Source organism: Pseudomonas sp. HN8-3, from assembly GCF_020790195.1.
Taxonomy (GTDB): domain Bacteria; phylum Pseudomonadota; class Gammaproteobacteria; order Pseudomonadales; family Pseudomonadaceae; genus Aquipseudomonas; species Aquipseudomonas synxantha_A.
On the sequence record NZ_CP086206.1, the window covers coordinates 135,829 to 148,192 of the forward strand.

General features: G+C 58.9%; 3 protein-coding genes. 1 reads left to right on the top strand and 2 read right to left on the bottom strand.

The genetic code is table 11. The features are described from left to right. Positions 1–43: 43 nt before the first annotated feature. Positions 44–382 (bottom strand): hypothetical protein, encoded by a 339-nt coding sequence (locus tag LJX92_RS00635; RefSeq protein WP_005783528.1) that lies wholly within the window; start codon positions 380–382, stop codon positions 44–46. 151 nt (positions 383–533) lie between these two features. Beyond that, a complete protein-coding gene (locus LJX92_RS26975) occupies positions 534–10,670 on the bottom strand; it encodes a retention module-containing protein (protein WP_266105153.1) in 10,137 nt (3,378 codons plus the stop codon). A 338-nt stretch (positions 10,671–11,008) separates the two neighbouring features. Between LJX92_RS26975 and LJX92_RS00650 the strand changes: the two genes are divergently transcribed. Next, positions 11,009–12,364, top strand: coding sequence for a TolC family outer membrane protein (locus LJX92_RS00650; RefSeq protein WP_228309178.1), 1,356 nt, complete (start codon positions 11,009–11,011; stop codon positions 12,362–12,364).

Consider the following 12,364-nt stretch of genomic DNA (forward strand, 5'->3'; position numbering starts at 1 on the left):
GCTTGCCCCCTCCCACATTTGAATAAAGGTTCGGCGTCAGGGCTCAGATCAGCCCTTTCTCGTCATCATCAATCAACTGGCTCAACCCACCCAAGGCTTCCCGCGCGTGGTTACGGTCCATCAACTTGGCCTGGGCTGCCGGCGGCAGGTCGGTCACGCTGATGACGCCTTTGCGGGTCAGCACCTGGATCAAGTCATCCAGCACCCGGATCATCTCCAGGTCGCTCTGCTTGAGTTGGGCCAGGCTGGTTTCCACCACTTCGTTGGCGTACCAGGCCTGGATCTCATGGTGATCGGCCGGCAGGGTTTCGGTGGACTCGGTAAAGGCGGCCGCCTCTACGCGAATCAGCGCGCCCAGTGCATCACGTTGCACGTAAAACATAAGAACCCCTCGAATATGAGCCACATGCGTTCAACAGCATAGGTCAACGCTGCGTGTATGGGCGTGAGTATGCGACGCACCGTCCGCCAGGGCCAGCGGCCCATAAGGCAAAAAAATCGGCCGCCTGGGAAGGCGGCCGATCCATTGCAGCTTAGCTATGGTCGATCTTGATGGTAGGGTCGGCGCCAGTGATCAGCGAGTTGATGCTGACATGGGACCAATCATTGCCTTCCAGCTTGATGGTCACATCGGCATTGGCCAGGCCACCGGCAGCGTTGAGCTTGCCTTCGCTGCTGACTTGCAGGGTCGATACGCCATCTACCGTGGTGATCTTCAGGTAGTTGTCGATGGTGCTGTCAGTCTCACCTTTCAACAAATCACGCAGATCAATGCGGTCGCCTTCCGAGGCCTTGAAGTCCTTGATCACATCGTTGCCGATGTCACCCGCCTTCCACACAAAGGTGTCGGCACCTGAACCACCAATCAAGATGTCGTTGCCCTGGCCGCCGATCAGCGTGTCGTTGCCGGTGCCGCCCAACAGGATGTCATTGCCTTTGCCGCCGTCCAGCAGGTCATTGCCGCCCTGGCCGAACAGGATGTCATCGCCAGCGCCGCCCAGCAGCGTGTCGTTGGCGTCCTTGGCGCCGGAGACGTCGAAGTCCACGTAATGCTCGGTAACGTACTGGTGAACGTTAGAGGCGGTTACCGAAGAGACGGTCACGCCGGTCTTCTGCGCCACAAATGCCTGCAGTGCGTTGTAGCCCTCACCGTTGATCCCGCTGAAGCTCACCAGGTCGCCGAAGAGGATGTCGTTGCCATCGCCCCCGATGACAGTGTCTGCGCCAGGCAACGTCGCCTCGGTGTGGCCGAGGATCGCGTTGGCCAGGTCCTTCGGATCGATGTTGGCTTGCGGCTTGCCATCGCTGTCGTACGGAGCCAGTTGGTTCAAGCTGACCCCGCTGTTGAGGCCGATGGCTTCTACGCCACCTGTGGACAGGCCTTTGAGCAGTGCGAACGCGCTGTTGGAGTTGAGGGTGGTGGAGTAGTCGGTATCGTACCCGAGGCCGCCTTGTACCGATATTTCATAGGTGCCATCCCCTTGGGCATGGATTGTTCCCGGGTTGGACTGCGTCCAGCCCCACCAGTTGTTGGTCCACAGGGTCACCTTACCGCCAGAGTCGATATCAATTAAGTGACTCGAGTCGATGTTGATCCGGGTGGCTGTACCTATGGTGTAGTTGTTCATGGTGACGACATCATCGAGCCTGACGTTACCGTACAAGTACGGGTTAGTCTGCTCGGCCGCCTGGTAAAACGTCGGCTGACCATCGGTGATGAAGTACGTTGTGTTGATTGCGTCTGTGTTGCCAGTCGCCTGGGCACTTTTGAAGAAGTTGGAAGCGGCCTTGAACACGTCTTCGTAGTTGGTCCCGCCGGTAGATACCATGGAATCCAGGACTTTCTGCAGCGAATCCAACGCACCTGGGTCTTTCAGGTTGACTGTCACCGTGCGATTGACCTGGTCACTGAAGTCCGCCAGGAAGATGTTCACGGTGCCAGAGGTACTGGAGCCGATACTGCTTTTCAGCGAGTTGAACGTGGTGGTCAGCGAGGCTTTCGCCGCTGCTATCGAGCTCGCGCCCATACTGCCCGACGTATCGATCATGAACGCGATGTTGTAGTTCTTGCCCTGCACCACGTTCAGGCCGGCGACGTCGGCCACGACGATGTCGTTGCCATCGCTGCCATTGATGGTGTCGCTGCCCGAAGTGCCGGTTACCGGGTTGTAGGTTGCCGGGTGCACCGTGACTGGCAATTGCGCGGTGGTAGTTGCCGAACCACCAATGCTTTCGGTGGAGGTCGAGGTGACCGTCAGGTTGAACTGGCCGCTGTAGTAGGTCGGCGGCTTGATGCTCAGCGTGTTCAGGTCCCAGCCGGTGACGTTGACTTCACCCACGGTCTTACTTGCGGTAAAGGTGTGGCCCGACGCGTCGGTGAGTACCGAACCTGCCGGAATGCCACTGACCTTCACGCTCAAGGTTTCCGAGCCGTCGGTATCGGTCAGTGCGGTGGTGACTTTGGACAGTTTGACCGTGCCGTTTTCCTGGCCTTCGTTGAGCTTGTAGCCCACGTAGTAGCCGTCACCGTTGCTGCCATGCAGGTCGGACACGGTGACGCCGGCGTTGGTCAGGTCGGTAAGGCCGGTGTACAACGGCACGGTGCTGGTGCTCAGGTTCTGCACCGCCCCGCCGTTGATCGACACGTTAACGTCAAAGCTGCCAGGCCCCGCTTGGTTGGCCTGGTAGATCTCAAGGCTGTAGTAACCGGTGGTGGTTGGCGTGAACGAGCCGCTGAACTTGCCGCTGTTGGTGCCCCACAAGCCGCTGGCCACGTCTTTACCGCCAACGTTGACCACCACGCTGTCATCGGCGATGCCGCTGAAGGTGTAGCTCTTGCCCGCTTCCATGTAGATCAGGCCGGAAATCTTGGAACCAGAGCCGGCGGTGACGTTGTCGACAGATTCGACGTTGGTCACCACCGAGGTGTTGTTCGGCGTGCCCGCGTTATCGATGGCTTTTTTCAGCACGTCCGGTGCAGCGCCGTTGCCGTTGTTGCCGAGGCCGGCAATGCTGTTCCAGCCCTGTTTGACCAGGCCGGTGGAGGCAACGTTGTTGTCTGCCACGCTCAGGGTCGGCGCGTCGGCTACCGGCGTGATATCGACTTTCACCGTGGCGCTGGTGCCCAGGTCCTTGCCATCGGTTGGCTGGAACTTGAATTGGGCGTAGTCCGCTTGCTTGTTGCCCACACCGGTGCCGCCGTAACCATCGGCGCCGGATTCGTTGGCGTTAGGCATAAAGCGCAACTGGCCACCGTCAATCTGGGCCTTGGTGAAGGTCTGGCCGTTGGCCACGTTGGTCCAGGTGCTGCCATCCGCTGCCAGGAACTGCAATTTGCCGGCGACTGGCAGCTCGGTGATTTTCACCCCCAGGCTGGCTTGCGGCGAGTCCACATCGGTCACGCCGAAGTTGGCCCAGGTCAGGGCCAGCGCGGTGTCTTCAGTGCCTGTTACGGCACCGCCAGTCGCCACCGGCGCATCATTGACCGCCACCACGTTGACGGTGGTGGTGGCAACGTTGGAGTAGTTGCCGCCATCGGTCACGCTCACGGTAATGGTGCGTGGCGTGGTGCTTGGGTCGTGGCTGTTGTTGGTGAACGTGATGTTCTTGATCTGCTGCATGTAGTCGGCCAGCGACGCCGTGCCGGTCAGGGTCAAGGTGATTTTACCGGTCACAGGGTCGGTGGTCGGGGTCACGTTGATGCCTGTCACGCCGCTGAAGTTCAGCGAGTCGCCTGGCTGGCTGTTGGTCAATACCACGGTGGCGCCGGTCAGTTGGGTGCTGTCCGGGTCGGTGATCTTGATGTCAGTGTCAGCAATTGACACACCGGTGCCGCCTTCGGTGAAGGTGGTCTTGAAGTCCGCACCGCTGGCGCCGCTGGAGTTGTTGGCATCCAGGTCGATGACCGGCGGCGCATCATTGTCGATGATGTTGGTGGTAACACTGCCATTGCCGACCACCAGGTTTTCGAAGTTGCCGCCAGTGGTCTTGTCGATGGTGATGACGATATTTTCCGTCGGCTCGGTGATCTTGTCGTCGAGCGTGCGGATATCAAACGGTACGCTGGTGGCACCGGCCGGGATCTTCACGGTGTACACGCCATTGAAGTCTGAACCGTCGGTAGCGGTGCCGCTGTACTTGAGCGTCACGGTCACGTCGGTTTGCGGCGGGTTGCTCAGGGACAGCGTGTAGTGCGCCGTACCGCCTTCAGTCACCGACGCATCGCCGGTAATGCTGATGGTGGTGTTGCTGACCACATCGGTCACTTTGGTGACCACGGTGCTGCCGTCGACGATCAAGTGTTCGTACTTGTCGCCACCGCTGACCACACCCGTGATTTTGGTGGTGACGTCATTGGCGCCAACATACGCATCGTTAGGTGCGGTGGCGGTGGTGAAGCTGGTGGACTTGCCATTACCGATGGTAATGGTCGAGCCGTTATTCAGCTTGACGACCAGGTCTGAGCCAACGTTGTTCACCGCCACGCCGTTCTTGTCGACCAGGGACGCGGTGTACACGATCTGCCCGCCTTCGCTGACAGAACCAGTGGCTTTGAGCACCACAGTCACGTCGTCGATGGTGTCGTTGATGGTAGTCGTGGCGCCGCCCGGTGTGATGCTCACACCCTCGAAATTGCCGCCGGTAGTGCCGGTGATGTTGACGGTCTGGGTGCTCTTGTCGATGAACACATCATCAGTCGGCGCAGGGACGGTCACCGTGCCCACGGTCGCGCCTTGCTTGATGGTGATGCTCGAACCGTTATCGAGCTGGACCACCATGTCGCTGCCGGCCTTGTTGTTCAAGGTAGCGGTGTAAGTGATCTGGCCGCCTTCGTTGACAGCCGTCGGGGCGGTCAGGGTGACGGTGGTCAGGTCGGTGGTGCCCGGCGTGTCGGTGACGGTGGTATTTACTGCGGTAGTGCCAGGGACCAGGTTTTCGAAATGCTCGCCGCCGGCCACGCCTTTGATCGCGGTTGTGACGGTCTGGTCGCCTTTGTAGACATCGTTAGGCGCGGTGGTGGTGATGGAGCCGCTCGACTGATTCACACCGATGGTGATGGTCTTGCCGTTATCGAGGGTAACGGTGAGCGGACTGGTGATGTTAGTCACCGGCGCGCCGTTCTTATCCACAAGGCTGGCGGTGTAGACGATGTTGCCGCCTTCGCCGACGGTGGTGGTGGCCGTCAGAACCACATCGACTTTGTCGATGGTGTCGTTGATCGTAGTGGTGGCGCCGTTGCCCGCAACTTCCAACTTCTCGAAGTTGCCACCCGTGGTCTCGGTGATTTGAACGGTCTGCGTGCTCTTGTCGATGAACACGTCATCGGTAGGAGCAGGCACAGTCACGGTGCCGACGGTTTCGCCGGCCTTGATGATGATCGACGAGCCGTTATCCAGCTTCAGTGTGACGTCGGTACCGGCCTTATTACTCAAGGTCGCGGTGTAGGTGATCTGGCCACCTTCGTTAACGGCACTTGGGGCAGTCAGCGTGACAGTCGTGGTGTTATCGGTACCTGGAGTATCGGTGACAGTGGTATTTACCGCCGTAGTGCCCGGGACCAGGTTCTCGAAATGCTCGCCACCTGTCACACCCTTGATAGCGGTGGTGACGGTCTGATCGCCTTTGTACACATCATCAGGAGCAATAACCGAAACGCTACCGCTCGATTGGTTTACACCGATGGTGATGGTCTTGCCGTTATCGAGGGTAACGGTGAGCGGACTGGTGATGTTAGTCACCGGCGCGCCGTTCTTATCCACAAGGCTGGCGGTGTAGACGATGTTGCCGCCTTCGCCGACGGTGGTGGTGGCCGTCAGAACCACATCGACTTTGTCGATGGTGTCGTTGATCGTAGTGGTGGCGCCGTTGCCCGCAACTTCCAACTTCTCGAAGTTGCCACCCGTGGTCTCGGTGATTTGAACGGTCTGCGTGCTCTTGTCGATGAACACGTCATCGGTAGGAGCAGGCACAGTCACGGTGCCGACGGTTTCGCCGGCCTTGATGATGATCGACGAGCCGTTATCCAGCTTCAGTGTGACGTCGGTACCGGCCTTATTACTCAAGGTCGCGGTGTAGGTGATCTGGCCACCTTCGTTAACGGCACTTGGGGCAGTCAGCGTGACAGTCGTGGTGTTATCGGTACCCGGAGTATCGGTGACAGTGGTATTTACCGCCGTAGTGCCCGGGACCAGGTTCTCGAAATGCTCGCCACCTGTCACACCCTTGATAGCGGTGGTGACGGTCTGATCGCCTTTGTACACATCATCAGGAGCAATAACCGAAACGCTACCGCTCGATTGGTTTACACCGATGGTGATGGTTTTGCCGTTATCCAGGGTGACAGTCAGCGGATTGGTGATGTTAGTCACCGGCGCGCCGTTCTTATCCACAAGGCTGGCGGTGTAGACGATGTTGCCGCCTTCGCCCACGGTGGTGGTGGCCGTCAGAACCACATCGACTTTGTCGATGGTGTCGTTGATCGTAGTGGTGGCGCCGTTGCCCGCAACTTCCAGTTTTTCGAAGTTGCCACCCGTGGTCTCGGTGATTTGAACGGTCTGCGTGCTCTTGTCGATGAACACGTCATCGGTAGGCGCAGGCACAGTCACGGTGCCGACGGTGTCGCCCGCTTTGATGGTGATCGACGAGCCGTTGTCGAGTTTCAACGTGACGTCGGTACCGGCCTTGTTGCTCAAGGTTGCGGTATAGGTGATTTGGCCACCTTCGTTAACGGCACTAGGCGCTGTCAGGGTGACAGTAGTCGTGTTGTCGGTACCCGGTGTGTCCGTCACGGTGGTGTTCACCGCCGTAGTACCCGGCACCAGATTTTCAAAGTGCTCGCCGCCAGTCACGCCTTTGATGGCGGTGGTGACGGTTTGATCGCCCTTGTACACGTCATCAGGAGCAATAACCGAAACACTACCGCCCGACTGATTCACACCGATGGTGATGGTTTCGCCATTGTCCAAAGTGACGGTCAGCGGGTTGGTGATGTTGGTCACCGGGGCGCCGTTTTTATCCACCAGGCTGGCGGTGTAGACGATATTGCCGCCTTCGCCCACGGTAGTCGTGGCGGTCAGTACAACATCGACCTTATCGATGGTGTCGTTGATGGTGGTGGTTGCGCCGTTGCCTGCGACTTCCAACTTCTCGAAGTTGCCGCCAGAAGCGTCGGTGATCTTGACCGTCTGGGTGCTCTTATCGATAAACACGTCATCGGTCGGCGCAGGGACGGTCACAGTGCCGACGGTATCGCCGGCCTTGATAGTGATCGACGAGCCGTTATCCAACTTCAGCGTGACGTCGGTACCGGCCTTATTGCTCAAGGTCGCGGTGTAGGTGATCTGGCCACCTTCATTAACGACACTTGGTGCAGTCAGCGTGACAGTGGTGGTGTTATCGGTGCCCGGAGTGTCAGTGACAGTCGTGGTGACTTTATCGGTACCTGGAATCAGATTTTCAAAGTGCTCGCCGCCGGTCACGCCGCTGATAGCAGTAGTGACGGTTTGATCGCCTTTGTACACATCATCCGGCGCTACGGTGGTAACGGTGCCGCTCGACTGATTCACACCAATGGTGATGGTCTGACCGTTATCCAGGGTGACAGTCAACGGATTGGTGATGTTAGTCACCGGCGCGCCGTTTTTATCCACAAGGCTGGCGGTGTAAACGATATTGCCGCCTTCACCGACGGTGGTGGTAGCGGTCAGGACCACATCAACTTTGTCGATGGTGTCGTTGATCGTGGTGGTCGCACCATTGCCTGCAACTTCCAACTTCTCGAAGTTGCCGCCCGTGGTTTCGGTGATCTGGACCGTCTGGGTACTCTTATCGATGAACACGTCATCGGTAGGCGCCGGCACAGTCACAGTGCCGACAGTGTCCCCAGCCTTGATGGTGATCGACGAACCGTTATCCAGCTTCAACGTGACGTCAGTACCGGCCTTGTTGCTCAAGGTAGCGGTGTAGGTGATCTGGCCACCTTCGTTAACGGCACTCGGCGCAGTCAATGTAACAGTCGTGGGGTTATCGGTACCTGGGGTATCGGTAACGGTGGTGTTCACCGCCGTAGTGCCCGGCACCAGGTTTTCAAAGTGCTCGCCGCCCGTAACGCCGCTGATGGCGGTGGTAACGGTCTGATCGCCTTTGTAGACATCATCCGGCGCTACGGTAGTAACAGTACCGCTGGATTGATTCACACCAATGGTGATGGTCTGACCGTTATCCAGAGTGACAGTCAACGGATTAGTGATGTTAGTCACCGGCGCGCCGTTTTTATCCACAAGGCTGGCGGTGTAAACGATGTTGCCGCCTTCGCCGACGGTGGTGGTGGCGGTCAGAACTACGTCCACCTTGTCGATGGTGTCGTTGATTGTGGTAGTGGCGCCGTTACCCGCAACTTCCAATTTCTCGAAGTTGCCACCCGTGGTCTCGGTGATTTGAACGGTCTGCGTGCTCTTGTCGATGAACACGTCATCAGTCGGCGCCGGGACGGTCACAGTGCCGACAGTGTCCCCAGCCTTGATGGTGATCGACGAGCCGTTATCCAACTTCAACGTAACGTCAGTGCCCGCCTTGTTGGAAAGCGTAGCGGTGTACGTAATCTGCCCGCCCTCATTCGCTTCGGTCGGCGCAGTCAGCGTAACGGTAGTTGTGTCGATCGAATCGGTGATCGTGGTGACTGCCGCAGTTGTGCTCGGTACCAGGCTTTCAAAGTTGCCGCCAGTCGCGCCGGTAATGGTGGTGCTGACCGTGCTGCCGTTGACGTAGACATCATTGGGCGCGGTGTCCACGACCACGCTGCCGACAGACTCGCCAGCCTTGATGGTGATTACCGAGCCATTGCTCAAGGTAACGTTTACCGGGGTTTGCGCCGGGTTGGTCAAGGTGGCGGTGTAGGTGATCTGGCCACCTTCGGTCACGGTCGAGCTTGCGGTCAGGGTGACGGTGGTGGCATCGATCGAATCAGTAATGGTGGTGACCGCAGGCGTAGTGCTCGGTACCAGGTTTTCGAAGTTGCCGCCGGTTGCACCGGTAATGGTGGTGCTGACGGTCGAACCGTTGTTATAGACGTCGTTGGCCGCAGTATCGACCACGACAGTGCCGGTCGACTCACCCGCCTTGATGGTGATCACCGAGCCATTGCTCAAGGTGACATTCACCGGGGTCTGTGCCGGGTTGGTCAGGGTGGCGGTGTAGGTGATCTGGCCGCCTTCGGTCACGTTGCTGTTGGCTGTGAGGGTAACGGTGGTGGTGTCGACCGAATCGGTAATGGTGGTGACCGCAGGCGTAGTGCTCGGTACCAGGTTTTCGAAGTTGCCGCCGGTTGCACCGGTAATGGTGGTGCTGACGGTCGAACCGTTGTTATAGACGTCGTTAGCCGGAGTATCGACCACAACGGTGCCGGTTGACTCGCCAGCCTTGATGGTGATCACCGAGCCATTGCTCAAGGTGACATTCACCGGGGTCTGCGCCGGGTTGGTCAAGGTGGCGGTGTAGGTGATCTGGCCGCCTTCGGTCACGTTGTTGTTGGCTGTGAGGGTAACGGTGGTGGTGTCGACCGAATCAGTAATGGTGGTGACCGCAGGCGTAGTGCTCGGTACCAGGTTTTCGAAGTTGCCGCCGGTTGCACCGGTAATGGTGGTGCTGACGGTCGAACCGTTGTTATAGACGTCGTTAGCCGGAGTATCGACCACAACGGTGCCTGTCGACTCGCCGGCCTTGATGGTGATCACCGAGCCATTGCTCAAGGTAACGTTCACCGGGGTCTGCGCCGGGTTGGTCAGGGTGGCGGTGTAGGTGATCTGGCCGCCTTCGGTCACGGTATTGCTCGCCGTCAGCGTGACGGTGGTGGTGTCGATTGTGTCGGTGATCTGCGTTACGGCCGGGTTAGGGTCGATGGTCAATACCAGGTTGCCGCCGCCGGTGGTACCGGTAACGCCGACGCTGATCTGGCTCGGGTCGATGTACGGGCTGTCGTTAGGGGCCAGAGGCACATTGACGGTGCCGGTCAACTGGCCCGACGGGATGGTAATCACCGCGCCATTGGTCAAAGTGACGGTCAGGTCGCTGGTGGAGGGCCGCGTCACGGTGGCGGTGTAGGTCAGCACGCCGCCCGCTTCGGTGATGGTCGGCGTCGCGCTCAGGGTCAGGGTCGAAGGCTGCAGCACCTGGTTGCCCGAGTCCGCCGAGCCTGGCGCTCCGCTCAGGGCGTTGAGTGCCGAAGTGCCTTGGCCGATAGGTGCAGTCGGGAAGCCGATGGTCGGGTCGACACGGCCGGCGGTCGCGTCCAGCACCACGAAGCTGTGGCCACCCCCGGCGGCACCATTACCGGCAGCGTTGGCGCCTGCGGCGGTGGCTTCCAGTTCGGTGGTCGGGTCGGCGCCGGCGGCGATGGCTTGTTGCAGCTCGGCAACCGATGGCGCGGCTTGTTCGCTGGCCGCGGCCAGATCGGCAGTGGAGTCCGGCATATCGGCGCTCCACTGGGTGTCCCGGCCCAGGTCCAGGATGCGGCCGTCGGCCAGTTCCAGGCTGACTGCGCCCGACATGCCTGTGTCGATCTGGTCGCCTGCAAACAGGCGGTCACCTTCTACAAGGACGCGACGTGTTCCTTCCGGAGAAATAACGAAAACTTGACCAACAATGCTTTTGACGATGGCAACAACACTGCTCATTAAAATTTTCTCCGGCGATCCGTTTCGACAAATTCCATTTCGCAGCGCGCTATTAGCGCTGCCAATTGGGAGGGCGTAGTCTATATATGTATTGACGTCAAATATTTGGCTAGATTTTTTAGCGATCTAGTTTGTGCCAAAGTATTGACCTTATGGTCGCCATCCTAAACAATCGCCTCTGTAATGTCACATTGATATTTATGCGGCGAACCGTCCTACATGTGTGAAGCAGTTCCGCTTTTTGAACTTTCCGACGTACGGTCATTACGGTAGCCATTATCCGACGCAGCGGTACTCATCGCTGTGATTTGAGACAAGAAGTCCTGGGGAATTTTTTAATGCGTCTGCACCTGTTCAAGGCAATACCGTTCGTTCTCGCCGCCAGTTTCGTACAAGCCCAGACACTGCCCCAAGCCATGCAGCAGGCATTGGATGTACACCCGGAAATCCAGGCGGGTGTAAACAGCCGTATCGCCGCCGATTACCAATTGCGCGCCGCCCAAGGTGGTTACCTGCCGCGTGTCGACCTGAACGCCGGTTACGGTCGTCAAGGGACTGACAACGCCACCACCCGCGCCAACAACCCCAGCGGCAACCACTGGGACACGCTCAACCGCGGTGAATCCAGCCTGCGTCTGCAGCAAATGATTTTTGACGGTTTCGCTACCTCCAGCGAAGTCGGGCGTCAACAAGCCAACGTTAATTCCCGTGCCTACTCCTTGCTGGGTACTTCCGAGCGCACAGCGCTGACCGTTGCTCAGGTTTACCTGGAAGTGCTGACCCGTCGTGAGTTTGTGCGCCTGGCCGAAGACAACCTGCGCAACCACGAGCGCATCTACGATCAGATCAAGTTGCGCACCCAGCGTGGCGTCGGCAACGGTGCCGACCAGGACCAGGCCGAAGCGCGTCTGGCCCAGGCCCGCAACAACTTGATCACCGAGCAAACCAACCTGGCCGACGCGCAGGTCAACTACCTCAGCGCCGTAGGCCAGATGCCGGACCAACTCGAGCGCCCGGCCCCGTTCATGGCCATGCTGCCGGCAGACCTGAATGAAGCCCGTCGCCAGATGCTCGACAACAGCCCGGTCCTGCGCTCGGCCGAGTCGGATATCTCCGCCGCCGAGAAGCAGTACGAAGCCGCCAAGTCCACCTTCTACCCGCGCTTTGACGCCGAGCTTGGCACCAACGCCGACAACAACGTCTCCGGTGATCCCAACCACAGCAACGGCTGGGAAGCCATGGTGCGCATGCGCTTCAACCTGTTTGCCGGTGGCAGCAACAAGGCTGACCTGCAATCGAAGTCCTACCAGGCCAACCAGGCTCTGGATATTCGCAACAACGCCTTGCGCCAACTCAACGAAGAGCTAGGCTTGGCCTGGAACGCCTTGAGTAACGCCAACGCGCAATTGCCGGTCGCCCAGCAGTATGTGGATCACAGCACCCGCGTACGCACGTCCTACCAGCAGCAGTTCAGCCTTGGCCAACGTACCCTGTTGGATTTGCTCGACAGCGAGAATGAATTGTTCACCGCTTCCCGCCGCCTGGAAGAAATCAAGAACATTCAGTTATTTACTCAGTACCGAATCAAGGCGACCATGGGCGAATTGCTCAAGAGCCAGGGAGTGGTCGCACCGATGGCCTCCGTCGTGCAGAACGACGTGAAACCTAAAGTCCAACTGCCTGGGATGAATTGA